Below are 25,051 nucleotides of genomic sequence, written 5' to 3'. Positions count from 1 at the left end.
CGGAAGACGCCGATGCGGACCCTGCGAATGAACTGCAAGATTTGCAGTTGAATGGCACGACACTTTCCATAGAAAATGGTAACCAGGTCAACCTTGCGGCTTTGCAAGACGGCACCGAAGACGCTGATGCAGACCCCAATAACGAGTTGCAAACACTCCAGTTTAATGAAGGTACAAACATGCTGAGCCTGACCGATGGCGGCCAGGTAGACCTAAGTTCCCTGGAAGGTGGCGTAGGCAGTGATAATCAAACCTTGGACCTACAGGGCACTACACTCTTTATTGAAGATGGTAATCAAGTAGATTTAGCTGGCTTACAGGATGGCACCGAAGATGCGGATGCCAACCCGACAAATGAATTGCAAGACTTGCAGTTGAATGGCACGACACTTTCCATAGAAAATGGCAACCAGGTCAACCTCGCAGCTTTGCAGGATGGTACGGAAGATGCGGATGCCGACCCTACCAACGAATTGCAGACTATTCAATTCGATCCCAACACCAACGACTTGATGATTTCTGGTGGCAATACCATCAATCTACCGCTAGATGTGGATGACAATGATCACTCACCTACGAACGAGCTGCAAACCATCAGCCTTAACGGCAACAATTTACTATTGAGCAATGGTGGCGGACAAGTTGACCTTAGCGGCCTGGGAGGCGGCGGTTCCTTGTGGACGGAGTTTGGAAATAACAACATCTACAGCCTCGATGATGTGGCGATTGGTTTTTCTGAAACAATGCTGTCCACCTTGGAGGTAAAAGATGATATGACCATTCGCAAATCGAACGGTAATGCGACCATTGATTTGTTCTCGGCGACCAATGGCGGTAACGTCTATGTTTACCGTGGCAACGGCCAAGGCGGCAGTAATGACCTGTTGGCGAGTTTGGGGACCAACTCTGCTGGTGGTATGCTGAACCTTCGCAGTGATGCTGGAATAATGGGTGAATTCAATACCACTTCAGGTGGAGCAACCCTGAGTTTGTACAATTCGAGCAATGAGGAAACGGTTGCACTTTCTTCGTTTTCATCCAGCGCCAGCTTGGTAATGAATCAACCCAATGGAGACAACTCCATCATCTTTGGAGCCAGTTCTTTTGGAGGTATTGGTACTTTCTTTGGCGCAAGCAGTGATGCCGTTGCCAGTATTGGCCGCGATCCAGGGAATACAGATCAGGGCTTGGTGACGCTTTTTGATGCCAGTGGCAATGCAGCAGTCACCGTGAGTGGTGAAGAAGGTGGTCAGATTGTACTAAGTGGAAGCGTTAGCGATAATGTCTTGATTGGCACGGAAAGTAACAGCTCGAACTTAGGTAAGATTTCCGTAGTAAGCTCCTTCAATAGCGAAAGAGCAGGAATGTACACGACAGGCTTGAACCAAGGTGTAATCTTTGCAGATGTTAAAAATTTCCGCATCGATCACCCTGAGCAGGAAGACAAAGAGATTTGGTACGCCTGTGTTGAAGGCCCCGAAGCTGCCGCTTACGAAAGAGGTACCGCAGAATTGGTGGACGGAGTAGCAACGATCACTTTTCCTGACCATTTTGGTTTGGTGGCCAACCACGAAACCATGACAGTGATGCTCACCCCATTGTCTGCTGACTGCAAAGGACTAGCTGTTATCGAAAAAACGGCTACTGGCTTTACAGTAAAGGAGCTGTTCCAGGGAACCGGCACCTACCAGTTTGATTGGGAAGTGAAATGTGTCCGTAAAGGCTACGAAAACTACCAACCGGTACGCCCGAAGAAAGATCGGCTCTAAGTCTACTATTTGGTCGCTCTGCGTGCTGTTTTTACAGCGCGCAGAGCGTTTTACCTTTTTTATCACCCTATAGCTCATTACCCCATGTTGACCAAAACGATACCGTTTTTAGCACTCTTTCTATGTTCTGTTTTACTGTACTCACAGGACTGCTTGCCTGGTGGGATTACCTTTTCTACCCAGCTTCAAATTGATAATTTTGCGGCCAACTATCCTGGCTGTAGTGTGATTGGAGGAGATGTGATCATTGCCGAAGCCGCAGGCGAGCAGATCATTAACCTCAACGGATTAGCCCCCCTTGTCACCATCGAAGGTGATCTTCAAATTACCAATAATTCGGACTTGACTGATTTGACGGGCTTGGATAACCTGGAAGAAATTGAAGACGATTTTTATATCTATAACCTCTCTGCGCTGGAGGATGTCACCGCACTCGGTAGTTTGACGAGCATCGGGGGGGATTTGAATTGGCAATTTATCGACTTGTTAGAAAGTCTGGATGGCTTGGATCAGTTAGCATCAATTGGGAATGACCTTATTCTCTATGGTTTTGATCTTTTGGATGACCTATCGGCGCTGAATTCACTCACGGAAGTCAATGGGAATCTGCAAATTTTTCAGAACCTGGCCTTAACCCAACTCAGTGGGCTACATAACATCACTGAGATTGGTGGTTCACTCATTCTGCAAAATGTACCCATGTTACTCAACCTCGACGCTTTGTATAATTTGGAAAGTGTAGGTGGTAATATCAGTATTATTACTGCCGATGTGCTTAATGACATTGGCGGGCTGGTAGGTGTCAATAATATACCTGGCGATTTATTCATTCGCGCAACCGAAAATTTGTTGAGCCTAGAGGGTTTACATAACCTTGTTGCCATTGGAGGAGACCTCGATATCACCTATAATGAAGGATTAGTCAATCTTGATGGCTTGACGATGCTGACGGCTATTGGCGAGAACTTTTTGGTGGGTAATAATGATAATTTAGAAGACCTTACCGGCGTGGAAAACCTGGAGACAGTAGGAGAGGAGCTCCAGGTATACATTAATCCTAGCTTGGAATCCCTCAATGGATTGGATAACCTGATGACCATTGGCGAAGTTTTTATATTAGAACGCAATGTCGTATTGACCGATATTAGCAAACTAAGCAACCTCACCAGCATCGGCGGGCGATTTTTGCTGACTGGCAATGCAATATTGCCCAATATGACGGGTATGGAGAACCTGGAAACAGTAGGTGGAGACTTCACGATTGAAAACAATGCGCTTCTTACCGACCTCATGGGACTCAGCGGGCTCACCACCATTGATGGCAGTGTATTTATAGTAGGAAACGAGCAATTGCCGAACCTGGATGGATTAGAAAACCTATTGAGTATCGGCGGAGCTTTGACGATTAACAACAATGAAGCCTTGCTTGAGTTGGATGGTTTCAGCGGCCTGACTTCAATAGGCGGGAACCTGATGATTCTGACCAATGAAGTGTTGGCTGATATTACTGGCCTTGCAGCGGTTGATCCGCTTTCCATTTCGATACTCTTTATTCGTTTTAATGACCAACTATCGACTTGTGCGGCGCTGTCTATCTGTCAGTTTTTAGATACCCCGGGGAGTATCGCCATAATTTCAGATAACGACAGCGATTGCAATACCCGTGCAGAGGTAGAAAATACTTGCGTGGCACTGTTACCTGTGACTTGGGGTAAGCCGCTAGAAGCTACTCAGAAAGAAGAAGGTGTATTGTTGGAGTGGAGTATTGTTCATCAACTAGCGAATGATTACTTCGATGTAGAACACAGTACCGATGGAAAAACCTTCACGTTCATCGAAAGATTACCGGGCGAAGCTTTTTCACAAGAGGAGCAGCATTATTTCTTTGTTCATAGGCGACCTTCCCCAGGTTTAAATTATTACCGTATTAAGCAGGTAGATGAAGATGGCAGCTTCACGTATTCCAATATGGTTACTGCTTATTACGAGACGTCTGCTACTATGGCTGTTTATCCTAACCCGGTATCTTCGTACTTGTATCTTGCCGGGGTTGATTCAGAAAGTGTATCCATTACTATCACCAATGCCATCGGAGCGGTTATTGACCACCAAAATTGGTCTGGCGAGCCGCTTGATTTTACTAGCTATCCTGCTGGCGTATACTTTTTAAGGATTGAGCAAGGTCAATATCAGCAAGTTCAAAAGGTAATCAGGAAGTAGAGAGAGGATGTATCCTGGTAAGTTTAACCCTGAAAGGCTGATAGTAAGAGCATGTTACATAGCAAAACACGTGCTAATATAAACGATGGCGAACTGCCCGCCCCATTCGAAATCACCGCGCTAGGGGTAGTAGCCAGCACCGGCTACCGGGGCGCCCGCAGGGCCAAGCGACAGCGCGTGGCGAATGACCCGACCCCGGCTGAGGGGGAGCGCCCAAAACCATTAGCCCCATCCCCGGCCCTTCCCATTTTTGAAAATGACTTTGTTTTGGGATGTGTGCCGTAGGGGAAGGGAGGCTTTGTGCAAAGTCGGAGTTCGGAAGTGGGAAGTCAGAGTGCAGAGTGCAGAGTGCGGAGTGCGAGGTAACCAAACCATCTAACAATCAACCACCAACCATCAACACCTGAAAAAAACAACCACACTGGCCATTTAGCACACCATACCCCGCTTAAATCCTACCTTTTGCTAATTAAAGCAAAAAAATATGCCTTATAGCGCAACACATCCAAAAGTTCGGCCTAATTTTGGCCTTGTTTTATAGATAGCTTAATTTTGATTGTGTCGCTTAGTAATAAGCGAAAACTGATAGAACTACTCCCGCCGGGGACGGCAACCCCAATTCCAGCTTGCAAAATGGTAGGTAAAATAGATAGTATAGAACATCGGTTGGAATACCTAAAATGTTCTTAAACCGCTTTTGCCCTATTTACGAACAACAGTTGATTTTGTAACTAATTACATGGTGTCGATGTATGCCCTTTGAGGTTTTAACATCAACGCTATGATGGATGAACATATATTTTGGTAAATTTGCAGGTCTCAAAAACTGATCCCATGATGAGCTTTCGCCAGTTGGCGTTGGGTTTCTGTCTACTTTTTTCAGTAGGTATCCTCAGCGCGCAGCAACTTTCCCTCTTTACGCAATACCGCGAAAACGCGACGATTCTTAATCCGGCAGCTGTCGAAAGCGATTTTCTCGCTTACGGGCAACCGATAACCCTTGGAGCCAGTTATCGCTCACAGTGGAACGGTATCGCTGGTAATCCCCAAACGCAAGCCATCCGCTTCTCCTTTATTGGAGATGGTTCGGGTGCTTCTTTGCTTACGGGTGGTTATATTATGAATGACCAAACCGGCCCTACTGGGTTTACCGGTATTTATGGTCGTATTGGAGCCGTGATTTCCGGCGATCCTGAGTACAGCGGTTTAGCCGTTGCTATTTCCGGTGGCTTGGTACAATACCGGGTTAACGCTAATGAAATCAACCTCCGTGACCCCAATGATGTATTGGGAATGAACAACCAGACAGAAATGTTTCCTGATGTAGGTGCAGGCGTCTACTTCTACCAGATGCTGAGTGGCGCTATGGACGGTGACATGTTCTATGCTGGTGTTTCTGTACCACAAGTAGCTGGTATTGACCTCACCTTTAAGAACGACGATGGTGAGTTTGCTGTGCAGCGTGTGCAGCACTTTTATGGAATGGTAGGTTTGTACCACTTCTTCCGTAATGACGGATTTATTGAACCTTCTCTTTGGATTAAGTACGTTGATGGTGCACCCATCAACGCCGATCTTAACTTCCGTTATCAGACGCCCGCCGCCTTATGGATTGGTACGGGTGCTTCTTCTTCCGGTGATTTCCACTTTGAAGCAGGCTTCAACCTGGGCGATAATGTCGGCTTTTACAATAACCTGAAAATCGGTTATGGTTACGACTATTCCTTCAGTTCCTTTGGCCCTTCCGTAGGTAATACCCACGAATTGCAGGTGTCTTATTCTTTTGATCGTTAAGCCAAATTCGTCATGTTTAACCTTTTATCGTTCTTCCCAAAGAAAAATATTCCAATGCGTAAATTATATACTCTGCTAATAATGGTCCTAGCCCCTTTGGCGGCCTTATTAGCACAGCCGACCATCATTGTGGACAACGCCAGTGCTTGTACCGGTGAGTCCTTTTGTGTAGCCGTTACGTCGCAGGATTTTACCAACATCAACTCGCTGGATTTTGATTTTGGTTACGACCCTGCTGTGCTGAACTTTACCGGCGCACAAAACTTTAATGCTGATATGCAAGCCGACGGTAACCTCGGGCCTGCATTGTTTGATAATTCAACTCCTGGTGTCGTTAATTTTGGCACTTGGGAAACCGGCAACGGTGATTGTTTGGACATCGGTAACCTGGGGACAACCCTGGCCGATGATGTCGATGTGCTTTTTGAGCTTTGTTTCGAAGCCATTGGTGCTTACGGCGAGCAAACGACCATCGGTATTAATCCTTTCCCAACACCTAATGTTACGCGTAACAGTACCGGGTGTAGCAATATTGGCCTTCTCCGTCAAGATGGGGAAGTTACCCTCTGTGTACGTGAATTCAACGTCACGGCGGCAGATGTTACCGGCAACGAAGGTGACCTTGTCTGTGTCGACTTTACCGTTGATGGCTGGGATGCCCTGAACGGTATCCAGTTTACCGTCAACTTTGACCCTGCCTTCCTACAGTTTGAAAACTTATCCCCGAACACGGAAATTACCTCTAACACCCTCGCTGCTTATGGTTTGCCTGGTGATATTGGTGCAGAAGGTGCAATTACAGTAGCCTGGAGTTACACCATCCCTGATCCTCCAAGTGTAACGGTGGTTGATGGTACGACGATGTTTACAGCATGTTTCACCATTCTGGGAGCTTGTGAAACGGCATCAGTGATCACCTTCTCGGATGATCCAACACCTATTCAGGTGAACAATGAAGACCCTGCCAACCCCAACGAAAACTCAGTAGTACCTGCCACGCTTAATCCTGGTACCGTATTGGTCAATGATTGTGACCCTGAAGGTATTATTATAAATATTGATTGTGGCCCTCCGGTTAACGTCAACGATATCGTCTGTGTGCAGTTCTCTGCTGGTGATAACTTTGAGGCAGTTCGTCGTTTGGAGTACCTGATGAGCTGGAACCCTAATATCCTGGAATTCATAGAAGTTAATACCGCTGGTAACCTTGCAGGTCTTGATCCCAGTGATTTCGATAGTTCTAACGTTGCCAACGGTATCCTTGGCTTGGAATGGGCCTTTACCGCTGGCCCAGCGCAGAACATGAATGATATGGAAGAAATATACGAGGTATGTTTCCGTGTCATTGGCGTAGGAGGTGACAGCCCCGTACAAATTATCACACCGGGTATCGGTGTTTCTAATGGTGTCAATATCGGCATCAACCCGATGAACTGTGTGGTAGAAGTCAACCAACCCGAAAGTGTGGTCGTTGATTTCAGTAGTATTGATGCTCCGCTTGGAGGAACGGGTTGTTCGCAGGTAACGGTAAGCAACTTCACCGATGTATTGAACATGCAGTTTACCATGTCTTGGGACGAAAACATCTGGTTGCACAATGGTGATATCAACCTGGTGAACCCAGCTTTAGCTGCCGCCAACCCAACCTTTACGCCTATTGGTCTTTCTTCCATGGGCTTCTCTTTCGATAATGGTGCTACGCCAATTACCTTGGCAGACAATAGTGTGTTGTTCGAGATTTGTTTTGATACAGCACCTACGGCTAGCCCTGGTGATTGTGATGAACTGACGACCGTAGGCCTTCCTTTCCCGGAAACGGCGGTAACATCTACTTCAAACGGCGATAACATTGGCCTATTGGTGAATCCTGGCGACCTTTGTGTGTTGTTCCCTGAAGGTTTTGGCCTTACAGCTGTGACCACTGCTGGTGGCTGGTTGGATACCGTTTGTATGGACTTTACGGTGGAGTCATTTGACAATATTACCTCAGCAGATTTCAATATCAATTGGGACCCTACAGCACTGGAATTCGTGAGTGCGACAGCGATCAACTGGACAGGCTTGACCTTGATGGATCTTCCGACAGGAACACTTAATGGTTCCTACCCTGGCCCACTACCGCTTGCTATTCCTGATGGAGACGTGGCCTTTGAGGTGTGTTTCCAACTCATCGGTGATCCTGAAGATTGCTACGATGTAACGATTCAGAACGAACCTGCCCCTGTGGTGCAAACCTCCAACGGGCAGGGTAGTATTGTTATCACTAACGGTGAAATTTGTGTAGAAGATCAAATCGTGATCACGGATATCGAAATCACTCCGCCTTCTTGTCCGGGAGCTTGTGACGGTACCATTGTGATTACTGTTGCAGAACATGATGGACAAGGCTTTATTGGTACGACCTGGCAGACAGAAAACCCTGCCTTCGACCAGTTTACGCCACTTATCCTGGAGGATGTTTGTGAAGGGATGACCATTTTTACGGTCTTTGACAACAGTTCTGGTGTTTCCTTGACGGATACGGTCTTTATTGTTTCGGACGGTATTGTTCCTGAAGCAGTGATAAATGGTGATGAAACTCGCCAGTTGGATTGTAATGCAGGTTTGGTACAGCTTTGTACCTCCTCTGGTGGCCCTGGTTTTACCACTAATTGGTACTACAATAGCGTGAGTGGTTCTCCGGATGGAAATACCTCTTGTTTCTTTGGAGATTCTCCGGGTACCATCATATTGGAAGTTATCGACCAAGTCTCAGGCTGTAGTGCTACGGATACGGTTATGGTAACAGCTCCAACTTTGCCAGAGTCTATCATCGATCCGATATCAGAAGAATTTACATGTAACACAGAAAGCATCACCTTAAACGGTGGCAACAGTGTTGGTGATAACCTCACTTACGTTTGGGAATACAACATGGGCCCTCCTGATGGCTTTGTTACTGTGGGCACTGGCCCAACGCACGATGCTACTTTACCTGGAACTTACCGCCTGACGGTATGTGATGCCGTAACTGGCTGTTGTAACAGCATTGATGATCCGAATGATGTGATTACCATCGCTGATGGCCGCATCACTCCCGGTGCTTGTGTGATGGAAGAGAACGGCGGCTTGAACGTGCAAGAACAAAATTGTGACGGTACGCCTATCGTTTTCAGTGCTTCTTGTACGGATGCTGATGGACAAATTGTTGACTACTTCTGGTATGAATACAATGAGTCTGACGGTACATTTGGAGCTGACCTGGGCAATGGCCTTACGGTAAGTGTAACTGAAATTGGTATGTATGCTGTAGAAGTTATCAATGTTACAACCGGCTGTGCGGATACTGCTTTCGCAGAAATTATTCCTAATAGCAATGCTCCTGGTGTGACCATCGATGAGCCAGGTGCGATTGATTGTAATACGACCAGTATTATCCTGAATGCAGAACTGACACCCAACGATCCAACCTTCACTTTTGAGTGGGAAGCTACACTTGGTGGAACTTTCCAGGCACCGACTACGAGTACCTTACAGCCAGAAGCACTGACGCCAGGTACTTACACCATCACGGTTACCAATCCGGCAAACCTCTGTGAGGCAGTCGCTTTTGTGGTCATTGAAGACCAGACAGCTCCTCCTGTAGCGGAAATCTTAACGGACCCTACTGGTTTGGAAGTAAGCTGTAATATTCCTATGATCACCTTGATGGCAACGCCTAATGATACACTGGACTACCAGTGGTGTTTGGATGTTCAGGGCCCTGCCGGTGAAATTGAAAGTGCAACGGCTGATACCCTTGTGGTAAGCAACGGAGGCGTTTACTACCTGAAAGTAACCAACCCTGCAAACGGATGTACGGCTGTTGACTCCATCACGGTGATGGAACAATTTGAAACACCTATCGTCATCCTTGATGAATTGGAACCGGTGATTACTTGTGACGATCCTACCTTCACCGTTACAGCTACGATTACAGGAGCTGCTAACTTTACACTCCGCGAATGGGAGTCTGATCCTGTTGAAGCAATTGATAGTGCCGTTCCTAGCCCTGATGGTTTATCCCTAACAGTGAGCGCTGCGGGTGTTTACAGCCTCACGGCAGTAAGCGACCTGAGTGGCTGTACTGGTGAGGCTGACTTTGTGGTCTCTGTTGATACATTGGCGCCAAACGTAAATGTAACAAGTGATACGCTGACGATTAACTGTGCAGCTACCAGCGTACAGTTGAGTGGTGCAGGTTCTTCTATGGGCCAGGACTTCACCTACTTCTGGGAAAACCAGGATGGTGACGGACCGGATATGCCTACTGATATTCAGACGACGACCGGCACACCTGGCACTTACCTATTTATGGTAACAGACGAGAGTAATGGCTGTACTGCCGATACGCTTGTAATGGTAGGCGAAGATATTGCTACGCCCATACTGAGTATCGCAGACGTAGAACCAATTACTTGTGAAGAACCAACCCGCGAGTTGACCGTAGAAGTAATGGGAACAACCGACTTTATCGTCAGCTGGACGAGCGAGGATCCTGCTCCTACTCCAATGCCTGATGATGAAGCTACAACTACGGTTACGGCACCTGGTACCTATACCGCTATTGTTACCAACACACTCAACGGTTGTATTGATTCTACATTCGTAGTTGTTGATGGTGATATTACGCCACCTACCGTAACAATTGCTACTCCAGACGCCTTCGATTGTCCTACAGAATTTGTAGAAATTAATGCGACTGCATCAGGAATGCCTGATGACTTTACGTCTATCGTTTGGGATTTGGATGGCGAAATTCTCACAGGAGAAGACGGTCTGACGGTAGATGCAACAGACTTAGGAATCTATACATTGACGGTTACCTCTGCGGCCAATGGTTGTGATGGTTCCGCCAGCGTAGAAGTTATTCCAGCGACGGAATTAACCTTACCTGAATTGCCTGTATTGTCATTAGACCTTCTGGGTTGTAATGGTGATCCTGTAGTGATTGATGCATCATCAGCTGATGATGGAACATTCACCTTTGCCAGTGTAGATTGGAGTTCTGCTGACGGTACCTTTACCGTTGACGCTCCGTTTGCTGTCAGTGCTACCGCTGTGGGTACTTATACCTTGATGGTGACTGTAGATACCCCGGTACCGGGTTGTGAAGCGGAGATGGACTATGAGGTGATTGCTGACCCTAACACTCCTGTAGCCGATGCCGGAATGGATATGGTTGCAGGCTGTGGAGAGCCGGTTATGCTAGATGGTACAGGTTCTACGCCTCCAAGTGCGACGATCCTATACGAATGGATGATTGTTGATGCTGGAAGTACGCCATTGACGGGTGATACGGATGGCCCAACACCTACTGTTGAGAATGCCGGTACCTACCAGTTGACGGTAACCAATACAGAAAATGGTTGTGACGCTGTTTCGGAAGTTGTTGCCGTAACCTTCGAATTCCCTGCGGATGCTGCTGCTGGCGCTGACGCTGCCGCGTGTGATGATATGGCTGACCTGAGTGGTAACTTGCCTGCCAATACCCAAGGGGTATGGACAACCGCAAGTGGTGCTACCATCGATATGATCACGGAGCCATTGACGATGGTGAGCGATATGATCGAAGGAGCTAACGTATTCACCTGGACATTGTCTGCGCCTGGTTGTCCTGAATTTAGTAGCGATGATGTTACGATTACGCGTGCAACGACACCAATTGCCAGTCCGGATGCAATGACACTGGAAGCTGGCGTAAGCAATGGTACGGTGAACCTGTTGACCAATGATCAACTTGGTGGTACAACCAACTTTGATCTTACGATTCTGACAGGACCTGCCTTCGGTACGTTCGATACAACGGCATTGGCACAAGGTGACTTTGTACTTAGTTTACAGCCTACGGAGTTTGGCGTTACAACGGTAACGTACCAGATTTGTAGCACGGATTGTCCAGATCTTTGTGATACCAGTACCTTGATGATTACGGCATTGCCAAGTGAGGAAAACTTCATTCCAAATACCATCACTCCGAACGGTGACGGCGCCAACGACCAGCTGGTCTTTGATATCCTTCTGTTCAATCCTGCGGATGACTTCCCTGATAATGAAATCGTTGTCTTCAACCGCTGGGGTGATATCATTTACGAAGCTAAGCCTTACAATAATGACTGGTCAGGCTTGAACATGGATGGTACAGAAGTTCCTGAAGGTACTTACTACTACGTCTTACGCCTGAATATCAGTCGCGGTGAGATTGTCCGTGGAGACATTACGGTTATCCGCTAGAAAGGTCGCTGACCTTCTGAGGAGAGATAAGACTAGTGATTCACTAGCAATAATAATCCCGGGTTCGCTATTGAGCGGACTCGGGATTGTTTTTTTACAAAAAATCCTAATAGGCTATTATCTTCGTGTCAGCCTAATTATGAGAACATGAAGCAGTTTTTTCGATTTTTAAAGCGCCTTTCGTTAGTGCTGGTTTTATTGGTGATTCTAACCATCGCCTTTTTTTATGCCAAATGGAAATGGATTTCTAATCGGAATTTTGCCCAACTGGAAGAAAGAGCACTCATCCTCACAAAGGACGGGCACAGTTATCGCGATTTGAATAAGAATGGCCAGCTGGATACTTATGAAGACAAGCGAGCGGATATTGACTTAAGAATTGAAGACTTGCTCACTCAGATGAACCTGGAAGAAAAAGCAGGCTTGTTGTTTATTAACATGGCGGGTATGAATGAAGATGGCTACCACAATGAGATACCCATCTTCAGCGAGCCGCTGACGTTCTTTCTTGAAAGCAATTCTACGCAGGTCGTGCGCAAGCACATGAATCACTTTAATATTTTCCAATCGCCTTCGGCGGAAGCCCTGGCTACTTGGAACAATAATATGCAGGTGATGGCGGAGTGTACCCGCTTGGGAATACCGGTGACGGTAGCAAGTGACCCGCGCCATTCTATGTCTGATAACCCTGGTGCTCACTTGGCTACGCCCTTTTTCTCACAATGGGTGTCTCCTTTGGGGTTTGCAGCCATTGGTGATACCATTTTGATGCGAGAGTTTGGAGAGGTAGCTCGGCGGGAGTATCGTACGGTAGGTATTCGGCTGGCACTATCGCCGATGGCCGATTTGGCCACAGAACCTCGCTGGGGACGTGTTAATGGCACTTTCGGCGAGGATGCCCATCTTAGCGCAAAGCTGACAAAAGCTTACATCCTCGGCTTTCAGGGCGATAGCCTCAATCAGGAGAGTGTGGCTTGTATGACCAAACATTTTGCTGGTGGTGGTCCGCAAAAGGATGGCGAAGATGCTCACTTCCCTTACGGAGCCGATCAAGTATATCCGGGTAATAATTTCGATTACCACCTTATTCCTTTTACGGAAGGAGCCTTTCCTGCTAATACGGCTCAGATAATGCCTTATTATGGTGTGCCGGTTGGACAAACCAGTGAGGACGTGGGCTTTGGTTACAACAAAGAAATTATCACGGGCCTTTTGAGGGGGAAGTATGGTTTTGAGGGAGTGATCTGTACCGACTGGGGCTTGGTAACTGATAGCAAGGCGAAGCCCGCTGCTGCCCACGGTGTAGAAAATCTCACGGAAAAACAGCGAGTAGCAAAGATTTTTGAAGCAGGCTGTGATATGCTAGGCGGCGAATCTTGCCCGGAGCTGGTAGTAGCATTGGTGAATGAAGGCACCCTCTCGATGGAGCGACTTGATGAATCTGTGCGCCGGGTATTGAGAGACAAATTCCGCCTGGGTCTCTTTGATAATCCTTTTGTAAGAATGGGTGACCTCTGGATGGTAGGCCACGAAGATATCCAAAAGCAGGGCCGCATCGCCCAGCAGCGGTCGTTGGTGCTCCTCAAAAATGAAGCAAAAACCCTCCCGCTACGCAATCAACCCAAGGTCTACCTCTCCAATTTTGAAGCGTCCGCCGTCAGCCAATTTGCTACCGTTGTAAGCAGCCCAGAGCAAGCAGATTTTATCATCCAGAAATTATACACGCCTTTTGACGAACGCAACCAGTATCTGCTGGAACAGTTTTTTCACCAGGGCCGGCTTTACTTTACGTCCGAGGAGTTGGCCCCAATCCTTGAATTGACGGCAACCAAGCCCACCATCACCGTCATGAATTTGGACCGGCCCGCGATCATTACAGAAATTGCAGCGGCCAGCCAAGCAATCATCGCAGATTTCGATAGCAGTGATGAGGTGATTGCAGAGCTGATCTTTGGCGAGTTTAAACCAGAGGGTAAGCTGCCCTTTGAGCTTCCTTCCTCTCGGGAAGCAGTCGTGCAGCAGTTGGAAGATGTGCCTTATGATTCAACGAATCCGTTGTTTCCATTTGGGCATGGGTTGGGGTATGAATAAGGGTTGGATGGTTTAGGAGTTGAGATGGTTGGATTGTTGGAAAGTGTAAAGGTTGTATGCCAGAGGAATGGTGATGCCAAAACCCGTTTTACGGCGTAACCAGAAAAAATGAAAAGAAGTTTACCAGAATGGAACAGAGAAATCAATTGACACACTTTAATGAACAGTCTCTAGATGAAGGTCAATAAATAGCCTAATAATGCCCCACCGATAACAACAAAAGCACTATTTATTTTCTTAAAGGCAAAAACGGCAATCATACTTAATACGGCAATTACAATTGTTCGCCAATCGGTCAAAGTATCTTTTCCCATTTCCACACAGACAGCTACAATTACAGCAACTGCTGCAATGTTCACCGCATCTAAAAATGCGGCAATGGTTTTCGATTTTCGCATTTTGGGAATAATCGGATTCAAGAGAGCAACAAAGATGAAAGATGGAAGGAAAATTCCAACGGAAGCAGCTACTGCTCCCCAGAATCCACCTAACTGCCAACCGATAAATGTTGCTGTTGATAAAACAGGCCCAGGCGTAAACTGGCCGACAGCTACAGCATCGATTAATGCTTGTCGTGTCAGCAAGCCTGTATTAACCAATTCTGCATCTAAATAGGCAAATAGCACATATCCACTGCCATAAAGTAAGGCGCCGACTTTAAAAAAGGTCCAAAGAATTTTCAGCGTACTCGCAGATACTGTTACTTGCAATAAAAAGAGAGACGTGAAGCTGTTTAAATTGTTTTTTGAGCTTTGGAGGAAATGCCAAACCAAACCGAGTAAGCCACAAGCAAATAAAGCTAGAATCTCGTGTAAACCGAGCAAACAAGCAACGAGTGTCAAGGCGCCTAAAATTCCAAGTTCAATATTTTTTAAGGCTTTTTTCCCAAGTCGGTAGACGGCTCCAATGATAATCGCAATTACTGCTGACTTAATCCCGTAAATGAAAGGTTCAACTTGTGGTAGTTGTCCGTATTGCTGATACAGCCAAGCAAATACCATTGTAATTACAACAGCAGGAAACACGAAACAAGTACCTGCGAGGATCAACCCTTTCCAACCTGCCCTTTCGTGTCCGCAGTGCATGGTCATTTCGGTCGAGTTAGGGCCTGGAATTAAGTTGGTAGCTCCTACCAAATCGAGAAAGTGTTGAGGAGACATCCATTTCCTTTTTTCTACAACTTCCTCTTCCATCATTGCGATATGTGCCGCAGGGCCTCCAAATGCAATACTTCCTAATTTGAAAAATAGTTTAGCTACTTCTTTTAGGTTCTTATCCATTTTTTTTTAATCCTTAAAGGAAATTGAAAGGTAAAGAATAGGGTACCGTGAATAATTCCCACTTCCGCTTTCCGACTTTGAACCCCAACCCCTTACACTTACCCAACTTTTACACCAATTAAAATCCTCACACCTTCTCCCTCCGCGCAGCCCGGTTTTCCCTCCTGATAAGTCGCCGACGCTGGCGTTCAAATTTGAGATCTTGGCGATAAAGAGGGCCGATACCCTGGTGTAGGTAGAGCTGCTTTTTGCGGAGCCGAAACTTGTAATCGATTCCATTGTCGTCATTGCCTTTTACTTCGACGTACAGCTTGGCACCAGATCGATAGTATCCCGTTTTGGGAGGAATAACATTACCTTCTTCCCAGGCATTGAAATTTCGCCAAGGCACAGAAATCCAAAGATTAGTGTTGTTGTCATAATTAAGGTGCCCCTCCAGGAATAGGTTAAAAGCTGTCGATTGAATCTCCATCCTAGGAATGTGAATCACTTCTTGGGTGATGTACAGCGTATCTGTCACAGGTGCAAAGCGAATACTTTCAAAGCGTTCTGTACGGAAAAATTGCTCTCCGATTTTTTGAATAGGCTCGAAATTGACCAACTCGGCTTCGTGCAGCGTGAATTGTACGGCACCCAAAAGACGCTTGGGGTCCAGTCCCGTTGCATCGTGTAATTGCCCTTTCAGGTGTGCATTCAAGGATACTTTTCCTGCTATTTTATCTGCGGACTGTAGCGCCGCTAGACCGAAATAATCATAGGTTTCTACAAGTGTACCCAAGTCAAAGTAAGCGGTGGTTAAGCTCAGGTCCACAGGGGTGACTGTATCCTGGTTCAGGCGTAGGCTGGCATTCAATTGCACCGGGCTGTCTCTGTATTCAAAAGTCATATCCGCAAACTGCAATTTACTACTCCCTTCAAAAGCGACTTTGCTACTTAGATCAGTGACCAAAACGTCCTTGTGCTGGAAGGAATCAATTTGGATATCCAGTTCTGGGTGGAACTTATGATAGAGGTTGAAAAGACTCTTTTTTATCTGATTACTACCGGTGTTTACAGTGCTTGTTTCGCTTTTTTGCAAAGAAGAGAAAAGACCGCTAAAATCGGCATAGTCAAGATAAGAGGCCTGGAGGCCAATAAATGACTGCACCAGCGGGCTTTCCTTTTCGGCCAGGATATCCATGAAGTTGTCAACTTTGCCATTAAGTGCCAAACTGCCACCAGAGGGCAAGGTGAGCTGCAATGTGTTTAGAGTGATATCATGTTGGGCTACATCAAGGTCGATAAGTGCTACATGGAAATTTAAGGCTTGTGGGACGAAAAATATGCCTGTTTTCTGAACTTGCAAATGGCCACGGGTCGCGTAAAGCAAGTCGCGCCAATCCTGTATTTTACCATTCAGCTTACCTTGGAAATGGTAGTCTCCTTCTTGGAAAAGAAAAGTATCGTTAGCGAAAGTTTTATTGAAGTCTTCGGTGTCTCCTCGTGCTTCGATGGCGATATTTATCCGCGAGGATTGGGTGCTGTCTGGTATACTAAAAGTCCCATTGAGCATTAATTGACTTTGGGCACTGTACAAGACGGTACTGTCAATCTTTAATACATGATCATTTACAAAACTCAGTTGAGATCGAATACCGTGAGCTTGCCACGTTTGATAGGTAAACTGGTCAATAGATAGACTTAAACAGGGATGGAATGTAGAATAAATCCCTTTTACGGTTTCCGAAATACGAACCTGAGAAGAATCCACCTCCGAAGATTCCTGTAAACTGGCAACAAGGTCAAGAAAATTATCGAGGTTCAAATCAGCAGAATAAATTGCAAGATCACTTTCGACTTTTTCATTTTTTTCTTCGAAAATAAGAGCGCTGAAATTTTTGACCAGTCCGCTTATTTTGATTTCCTGACCTTCGGCTAATGGTATTCGAATACTCGGTACCAATGCGTGTTCCGGGCTTAGGATTACATCTAATTCGGTAAGGGGGACGGTGACCTCGGCAGGGAGGTAGTGCACTTTGGTGTTTTGCATAAACAGTTTCCCTTCCGTGCGCTTTAAAACATCTGCTAAGCTTTCTGCGGCCCCTTCCATCTTTAGCTGGGCATCAAAGTGGCCACCTGCAAAGAAAAAGTTTTCGTTACCTAAAATCGCATTCAAATCGTCGAGTCGCCCTTTAGCATGCAGTTGAAGGTCAAGGGTTGTAGGAACTTGAGGGGTACTTTGGAAGGTGGAGTTTTCCAAGTAAAGTTGTGCACCCAGGTATTCGCAATGAAGGTCTTGTAAAGAGAGCTTCAGGTTTCTTCTATCCTCGCTTTTGGCGATCGTGGGATCTTCCGAAATGCGATTTACAAAGCTTCCTGATCCATTGACGTTTTCAAAAGCCAATGCTCCATCAACGATTACAGTATTGCCTGGAGCCGTAAAATCAATGTGTACCCATGGATTGTCATTATCAACAAATTCCCCCCGCAAGGAAATAGCCGTGGCCAAGGGGTGTAAAATTTGATAGGGAGCTAGCTTGTTTTGCAAATGAAGCGGCAACAGCGCTTTGGTTACCTGAAAGTCGGTTTGTTGATTAAAAAGGGATAAGAAAAACACGCCTCCTTGGCCCAGATCTATGCAGCTTTCTGCAAGAAAAGTCTGCTCATTAAGCTGTAAGGGGAACTGCGGAATCTCAATGGTCGATAATTGGCGGTCATAGTGTAATTGTAAATGAGCACTGACCGTCGTGTTCTCCAGATAACTGCCTTTGTCGAGGTTGAACCCCAAGCCCTCCACACAGGCATCGATAACCATATCCGAAGTTATCAAGGTGTCAGACATGGTTATTTGAGTAGCGATGTTTTCAATATAACCGGCGAATTGCTTGTTTTGCAAGGCGTTGTCCAGCACCAGCTCAAAGTCATTTATGGTTAAAGCCAAACTTTGAAGATTCCTTAGATGTAACATGCCGCCATTACGCCAGCCGGAAGCATTGGGGGACAAGGCCTGCAAAATATTGGTGTTTGTATCTCCATTCTTATCGGTGAGGCTTCTGAAATGGCCCCCTTTTATAACTAGGTTTTCGAGAATTACTTCCCGTTGGAAAACTTGGGCTAGCGAAAGTTTTACCGCTAATTCTTCGATCAGTAGGGTAGGAGCAGTAGAGTGAGTTTGGGTGGTGTCGGTCAGACTAAGATCGTGAATGTTTAAGGTTGCGTTTGGCCATTCTCGCCAGGAACTCAGGGTCAATTTGCCCAATTGCAAATCGCCCATGTAGTTGCTTTCGTACCAGTTTTCTACCTTTTCGGTAATGATTTCCGGATGCTGAAAAAGGTACCCCAAGGTTGCTGCTAGTAGTACCAGAAGTACTACAGCAGTTAACAGCAAACCTTTTAGGATACGGATTAGCATATTCTTATGCTCCGGCAGCCGGGATGATGACGTCTTTGTCGTCTATGTCGCGAGTAATTTTAATTTCGCGGACATCAGCAGGAAGGTGGTAACCTGCATCTTTTAACCCACGAACAGATCGCTGAATCACCTGAGTTTTGAGTGCCAAAGAGGAGACATTAGGATCATTGGTGTTAAACCAGTATTGCACGGTGAGCGTCATGCCGCTAGGTTCGTAAGCGGAAATAAAAACATTGGGTGCCCGATCATCCTGCAATACGCCATCTACCTGTTCAAGGATACCTCTTACAAAAGCGATCACCTCATCCATGTCAGAATCAGAAGCCAGGCGGACGGAAAAATCGTGCCGCAGAAAACCATCAATAGTCAGGTTGACAATAGGGTTGCGGACAATCATCCCGTTGGGGATATAAACGTCTTTACCATCAAAGGTTTTTAGATGCGTATCGCGCAAAGTCAAGCCAATGATTTTGCCAGTCTTACCACCAATCTCTACCACATCACCAATCCGGAATGGGCGGTCAAAAGCCATGATGATACCCGCCAGAAAATTCTCGCCAATATCCTTAAAAGCAAAGCCAATAATGAAGGCAGAAACCCCAGCACCCGCTAAGAGTCCAGAAGCAGCACCACTAAGGCCTATGATACCCAGGAAAAGCAAAAAAGCCACAATAATCAAACAGACCTTCAGGATTTGGGACAAAAAATCGGCCAGTAAGGGGTCATCCATAGTCTTGTTAAGGCGGGTCCGCATGGCCCGCTTCGCCCGTCCGGCAATCGTCAGTGCGATGATGAGCACCAAGAACGCCAATACGATTCTGGGTAAATAATTTACCAGTAATTCATAATACTCGTAAGTGACGTTCTTTAAATCTTCTACAAATTGCATATAAGTTGGTAATTCATGTTTGAAAACAATGTCGAAAAGACGTTATGATAACGCTCCTTTTGTAGTAGATGTTTGGTTGGTTTTTGAACCATATAAGGAATATGAGGTCATTTAAGCACCATTGGCGATTTCAGATTTAAAATGTAAAATTTTCAGAGGTCAGATTTTTAACCCTTACACTCTTACACCAAGTTCAAAATCGGAAGTAATGCTTTAGGTTCAAGTACTTCCGACTTCCTATCTCCGATTTCCGATTTCGAAACCCCTTACCTCATCAACGTCACATCCCCCTTCACGATCTCCACCCTGCCGTCGAAAAATTCCACTTCCATAAAGTAGACAAAGACGTCAGGGTTCAAGGATTCGCCCCGGAAGGTACCGTCCCAGCCACGACTCGTATCGCCGGGGAGGAGGTCGGCTTGCTCATAAATCAGCTGACCGTTTCGGGCGAAGATGCGCAGGCTTTTGAAGCTCACCACGTCGTTACCAGCATAGGGAATGAAGGTGTCATTGCTCCCGTCGCCGTTCGGAGAAAAGATGTTTGGAACAAATATCCTCGGCTTGCTGTCTACAAAAACCCGAAAGAAATCTGTCGCAGAACAAAAGGTAAGCGTATCAAAAACACTGACCTCATATACCCAGGATTCGAGTGGTCGCAACAGCGCAGTATTACCACTCAAAGTATCCGCGTGCGACCAGGAGTAGACCACATCAAAACTGCTGCTCTGTGCAGTAAGCGTAAGCTCATCACCCAGCTTCACGATACTGTCTCCCAGTAAGGCAACAGAAATAGCGGGTGGTGGGAAAATGTTCGTCAATAAAGGCAGTTCACATCCTGCTGCGTCACGAACGATAACTTCATAGGTGCCGGCAGTCAGCCCCTCAAATAGGGGTACTGCGCCAAAGTTGCCGCCATCTAGGCCATAAGTATAGCCCGGTGTTCCACCGCTCACATTCTCTACCGTGATGACGCCCGCATTGGGCCCATCTACACAATTGATATCAATAGCAAACGATTCCGCCACTACCTCCGTAGGCTGATCGAGGGTATAGCTTGCCATGGCCTCACAGCCTTTTTCATTGGTCACCAAAAGGTCATAGGTACCAATGTCCAGGTTGCTGATGTTTTGGGTGACGGCTGCATTGCTCCAATTGTAAGCCAAAGTCGCAAAAGGGCCATTAACCAAGGCGCCGAGCTGCCCATCCTGGCTGTCGAAACAACTGATCGGAGCAAGTTCGTCGATTGTTACCGTCAAAGGTGCTAGCGGCTCTGTGATGGTCACATCAGTAGTATCACGGCAGCCATCGCCATTGGTAACTTCCACCGTATAAGTGCCGGCGGGCAGTTGATCTGCAATTTGGGTCATGCTGCCGCTCGTCCAGTTCCAGGCAACAGAGTTGCCATTGTCTACCACTTGCGCAATACCGTCTACACCAGCAAAACAAGATACTTCTTGCACCATACTGGCCGTAGCTATAAATTCTGCGGGTTGGTCGATATCGGTGGTTAAGGTGGCAACACAACCATTAGCATCAACGACCTCTAGCTCGTAGCTACCGGTACACAATCCAGTGGCCAGTTCGTTATTGCTCACCCCATTGGTCCAGTTGTAGGTATAAGGCATGGTTCCTCCACTGACAAGCGTGCTGATGCTGCCGTCGCAAAAAGCAAAACAAGATGCATCCACCGCGTCCTGCAATGCTATCTGTAGCTCATCGGGTTGTACCACAAGAACAGTGAAGGTCGTGTCGAAAAAGTTGTCATTTAAGACGATCTCATAACTGCCTGCGGGCAAATCCGGAATGTCCGCACTTCCTCCTTCGGTAAGTATCTGGCCGTTGCCCATCAGGGTTCCTGCCGTGTTACTCCAGGCGTAGTCGTAAGGGACAACACCGTTAATCGCAGAGAACGTGATTAATCCATCCGTGTCGCCATTACACAGGAGGGTATCATTCATAAATATCGGAATGATCGCTGTGGTAAATTCTACGGTGAAACACACTTCATCCATACAGCCATTTTCATCGGTCACTTGCACACAGCATTGCTCTCCGGCTACCAGATTGGTCGCCATAGGCCCTGTTTCGCCAGTACACCAGGTAAAGGTGTAGTCGCCTAGTCCTCCCGTTGCAGAAGCAATTCCTACACCGTCTGTACCATCAATGCCTATGGCTGGTTGGGTTTGCTCTACGGTAAGCACCAACTCTTCAAGCACCGTTAGGTCACTGATGACAATACTATCACAGCCTTGGAAAACTTGTAGGGTGTCATAGTATAATCCGGTGGTCGTATAGTCATTAGGCCCCACCTCCAGCGTTTCTCCGGCACAGAGGGTGATGGTCTGATTATTGACAGGTGTAATATCGCCGGCATCTGTTACACTTAGTTCAAAAATACCCCTGGAGGCACTTCCCGAACCGTCGATCAAGATATAGTAAACCCTTCCTGGGTAAAGACAGGTCACCTCCATCGTTTCGTCCAAATCGGCAGGCGTAAATTGGCTGGTAACGTAGCTGAAAAAGCCACTACAAGTATTGTTAAACGAGCGGTACAAAGCCAACTGAATACCGATAGGTTGCTTGATGGTATCTGAAATGCCTTCAATAATAACGTGGCCAGATGGCGGTGCCGTAAAGCTAAGCCATACAGAATGCTGACTTACGAAAGTAGGCAAAAAGGGATCTTGAACATCGGTAGCACAAAAGTTAGCGATGGGCTCAGGAGTACTTACACTCCCGCCTTCAGGCACCACGCCCAGGTCCATCACGTCACAACGCAAATCGCCACCATCAGGAACTCCGGCATCCCATACCTGTAGACCGAAGATGCCTCGGTAGTCACCACCGTTATTGGCACCATCTACCCAAATGTAATAGTCTCGATTGGGTTCCGGACAAGGCATTCTGAACTCATGATCAAAGCCGTTGCTGGTGAAATTATAACCAGAAAGCGCGACCAAATTGCCGTCGCAGGCATTGTTGTCGGTAAGAAAAACACCCATCTCCAAATCTATGGGTTCGCCGACATTATTGGGGTCGCTGAGCCCTTGTACTACAAATAAACCACTAGGGTTGGGCCCGGTGTTGAACTTAAACCATACACCAGCCTGGTTCGTAAAGTAGTAGCCCAAACTCTGTGGGTTGATCTCTCCAATGTCAGTAGCGCAGAGGTTGGCATAGTTGCCCACGGTCATATCGCCAAGGGTATCTCCGTAAACGATGGTGCCCAAGTCAACAGCATTACAAATAAAGTCATTGTCGGGAAACGCAAAACCATCGGTCTGTATGCTAAAGTTGACCGACCCGCTTGAAGAACCGGGAGCATTGATAGACAAAGAATAATTAGCGGTATTACCCACCATCGGAACAACAAAAAAGTCGCAAATGGTTTCCGTACAACTCTCTTGGATATCACAACCCAAAGGGGGCTGAAGGAGCGCGTCATTTTCGGTTACTTGCAGACAAATTTCCACGGTCATTGGCACAGCCGCAGGGCAGGGGAAATTGGCCTGATAAATCGTGTCTGGCAGCGTGTTGTAGCAAATGCCTATATCGGGATAATAGCTGTATGCTCCACCCTCGGCAGCAACAGCAAACAATGGGTCTGGTGCTCCTCCAAATGGGCCATCAGTACATTCAGAGCTGGCCATTCCGCTGTCTACAACGACCTGTATTCCGATTTGGGCTTGGGCAGTAAGTGCAAGACAACAAGCTAAAAGTAGTAAAATACGGTTCATACGCTAGTGGTGCTAAATAAGAATGTGGAAAATGGAAAACCATATTCCGGGATCAATGATCAAGAATAGCAAAAGTGTAATTATTACCGGAATCCGGCTCTTCTGAAGGGTGATTACAAAGGTACAAACTACAGATAAAACAGTACCTCTAATTTTTGTGGACTTGGTAAGGTAGGAAACCTAACCGGTCATTTTTGATAGTTGCGCTAGCTAAACGAATTGGAGAAGTGAAAAATTGTTAAGGGGGGCAAAATCATTTGGCATCCCCCCGTACCTGACGGTCGGGGCCGGGCTGTCCGTTATAATGTGCTCGCTACGCTGTGCGCATTCCACTGCCATCCCTGGCTGATACGGGCTCCGGGCCCTGCCCTTCGCCCTATTGTTGGACAGGATAATTCCCGATTTTATGCTCCATCACCCCGGCATCAATCCCATCCGCACCGGTAAACGCTACCAATTGTGCAATAACCTTTTCAGGGTGATCTACCAATTCTTGATAATCAATCCACATTACCGTTTCTCGATGTAGACGGCGTTCTGCTTCCGCATGTTGGAAAGCATACATTTGACGAAATTGCTGGGTGCTTGGCTCATCAAGACACATGTTGATGCTGCGGGCAGAAACCACACAGGCTTCTAAGTCCCGGTGAATGTAAATAATCTTAGCTCCAGGGATCAAGCCCTGTAGATAGTCTAGCTGCGGGATGGGCCAGCCTGGCAGTTTACAACCCCACCCGCTACGGCCTTGCGTTTCTACATACTGTTGCAAGAAGTCGGAATAATCCAATAAAGCTTTTCTGTAATTGGCCAAATAGGCATCACGGGCGGGTAGCAAATCAGGTATCCAGGCATTTACATCGCCCTCGAGGACCTTAGTTAGTTGCTGGTCGCGCCAGGCGTTGTGTGGCCCACCCATCATCAATTGTTTGTTCTGGTAAAGGCTGGCATAAATATGGACATCATTGGCTACCGACTCTCCAAAAATGAGCGTGTCTGAAGAGGAGGAAAGTAACCGTTGGATCAGTGTAGTGCCACACCGTTGTACCGGAGAAGCTATGAATATTGGAGGGTTGGAGGCCATAAAGGTTTCAATATGAGTTCAGAGGTGAAGTTAGAAAAAATAGCCTTATGGAGCATCAAAAAACAAAAGGCTTGAGTGGACAAGCGCCCAACTCAAGCCTTTCTATTTTAGAAGATCATTAAGCCTTCCCTCACGGGCCACGGCCCGCCCATGTACCCCGCTGGCGGGGTCGGCTCGCAGAGCCGGGGGTGGGTATCTCCGCTCGGGCGGAGGTGGCCCGCAGGGTCGGAGGTGGGAAGTCGGAAGTATTTTGGCACCCAACAATCAACCATCAACCATTTTCAAAGTCGGAGATCGGAAGTCGGAAGTAACGAGGTACACGTAGATTAAAGAGGGAAAATTTTCCTACTAGCTAAATACTTCCGACTTCCCACCTCCGACTTCCGACTTTGAAAACCCCTATTTCAACCGCTCAATAATTCCCGCAATACCCTGGCCGCCACCTACACAGGCCGTTACCATTCCGTAACGTTGATTACTACGGCGCATTTCATTGATCAATTGAATGGACAGCTTAGCACCGGTCCAACCCAGCGGGTGACCCAAT

At 46.8% G+C, this 25,051-nt stretch carries 10 protein-coding genes and 1 pseudogene; 5 read left to right on the top strand and 6 right to left on the bottom strand.

Annotated features, from left to right (window positions below):
• The 5 genes from ACRBG0_RS26045 to ACRBG0_RS26025 form a co-directional block, all read left to right on the top strand.
• Positions 1 to 1,769, top strand: a 1,769-nt coding sequence (locus ACRBG0_RS26045) for a hypothetical protein (RefSeq protein WP_431489761.1), incomplete at its 5' end; no start/stop codon positions are given.
• Positions 1,770 to 1,853: 84 nt separating this feature from the next.
• Positions 1,854 to 3,989, top strand: a complete 2,136-nt coding sequence (locus ACRBG0_RS26040) for a T9SS type A sorting domain-containing protein (protein WP_431489760.1) — start codon at positions 1,854 to 1,856, stop codon at positions 3,987 to 3,989.
• Between the two features lie 834 nt (positions 3,990 to 4,823).
• A complete protein-coding gene (locus ACRBG0_RS26035; RefSeq protein WP_431489759.1) occupies positions 4,824 to 5,783 on the top strand; it encodes a PorP/SprF family type IX secretion system membrane protein in 960 nt (319 codons plus the stop codon).
• Between the two features lie 54 nt (positions 5,784 to 5,837).
• Entirely contained in the window at positions 5,838 to 12,035 is a 6,198-nt protein-coding gene (locus tag ACRBG0_RS26030; protein WP_431489758.1) for a gliding motility-associated C-terminal domain-containing protein, read from the top strand.
• A gap of 147 nt (positions 12,036 to 12,182) precedes the next feature.
• Positions 12,183 to 14,126: a glycoside hydrolase family 3 N-terminal domain-containing protein gene (locus ACRBG0_RS26025; RefSeq protein WP_431489757.1), complete on the top strand. Its 1,944-nt coding sequence runs from the start codon at positions 12,183 to 12,185 to the stop codon at positions 14,124 to 14,126.
• Positions 14,127 to 14,296: 170 nt separating this feature from the next.
• Here the strand turns inward: ACRBG0_RS26025 and chrA are convergent, their stop codons facing one another.
• The 6 genes and pseudogenes from chrA to ACRBG0_RS25995 all read right to left on the bottom strand — a co-directional run.
• Positions 14,297 to 15,406, bottom strand: coding sequence for a chromate efflux transporter (gene chrA, locus ACRBG0_RS26020; RefSeq protein ID WP_431489756.1), 1,110 nt, complete (start codon positions 15,404 to 15,406; stop codon positions 14,297 to 14,299).
• Positions 15,407 to 15,533: 127 nt separating this feature from the next.
• Positions 15,534 to 18,797, bottom strand: a complete 3,264-nt coding sequence (locus tag ACRBG0_RS26015) for an AsmA-like C-terminal region-containing protein (protein ID WP_431489755.1) — start codon at positions 18,795 to 18,797, stop codon at positions 15,534 to 15,536.
• Positions 18,798 to 18,801: 4 nt separating this feature from the next.
• The gene (locus tag ACRBG0_RS26010) at positions 18,802 to 19,686 is read right to left on the bottom strand and encodes a mechanosensitive ion channel family protein (RefSeq protein ID WP_431489754.1); all 885 of its coding nucleotides are present in this window, start codon (positions 19,684 to 19,686) and stop codon (positions 18,802 to 18,804) included.
• A gap of 266 nt (positions 19,687 to 19,952) precedes the next feature.
• On the bottom strand, positions 19,953 to 23,423 hold the full coding sequence (locus tag ACRBG0_RS26005; RefSeq protein WP_431489753.1) for a T9SS type B sorting domain-containing protein: 3,471 nt from the start codon (positions 23,421 to 23,423) through the stop codon (positions 19,953 to 19,955).
• A gap of 376 nt (positions 23,424 to 23,799) precedes the next feature.
• Entirely contained in the window at positions 23,800 to 24,504 is a 705-nt protein-coding gene (locus tag ACRBG0_RS26000) for a sulfotransferase family protein (RefSeq protein ID WP_431489752.1), read from the bottom strand.
• 399 nt (positions 24,505 to 24,903) lie between these two features.
• A pseudogene (locus tag ACRBG0_RS25995) lies at positions 24,904 to 25,051 on the bottom strand (acetyl-CoA C-acyltransferase); the annotation flags it as partial.

Source organism: Lewinella sp. (assembly GCF_050633125.1).
Classification (GTDB): Bacteria; Bacteroidota; Bacteroidia; order Chitinophagales; family Saprospiraceae; genus Lewinella.
The sequence above is the reverse complement of the archived record's forward strand: the minus strand, read 5'-3'. Positions and strand labels throughout refer to the sequence as shown.

What these genes read in the sequence shown, in the direction of transcription:
- ACRBG0_RS26010 (WP_431489754.1), bottom strand. Translation starts at nt 19,686, where the DNA reads ATGCAATTTGTAGAAGATTTAAAGAACGTCACTTACGAGTATTATGAA.
- ACRBG0_RS26030 (WP_431489758.1), top strand. Translation starts at nt 5,838, where the DNA reads ATGCGTAAATTATATACTCTGCTAATAATGGTCCTAGCCCCTTTGGCG.
- ACRBG0_RS26000 (WP_431489752.1), bottom strand. Translation starts at nt 24,504, where the DNA reads ATGGCCTCCAACCCTCCAATATTCATAGCTTCTCCGGTACAACGGTGT.
- ACRBG0_RS26035 (WP_431489759.1), top strand. Translation starts at nt 4,824, where the DNA reads ATGATGAGCTTTCGCCAGTTGGCGTTGGGTTTCTGTCTACTTTTTTCA.
- ACRBG0_RS26015 (WP_431489755.1), bottom strand. Translation starts at nt 18,797, where the DNA reads ATGCTAATCCGTATCCTAAAAGGTTTGCTGTTAACTGCTGTAGTACTT.
- ACRBG0_RS26005 (WP_431489753.1), bottom strand. Translation starts at nt 23,423, where the DNA reads ATGAACCGTATTTTACTACTTTTAGCTTGTTGTCTTGCACTTACTGCC.
- ACRBG0_RS26040 (WP_431489760.1), top strand. Translation starts at nt 1,854, where the DNA reads ATGTTGACCAAAACGATACCGTTTTTAGCACTCTTTCTATGTTCTGTT.
- chrA (WP_431489756.1), bottom strand. Translation starts at nt 15,406, where the DNA reads ATGGATAAGAACCTAAAAGAAGTAGCTAAACTATTTTTCAAATTAGGA.
- ACRBG0_RS26025 (WP_431489757.1), top strand. Translation starts at nt 12,183, where the DNA reads ATGAAGCAGTTTTTTCGATTTTTAAAGCGCCTTTCGTTAGTGCTGGTT.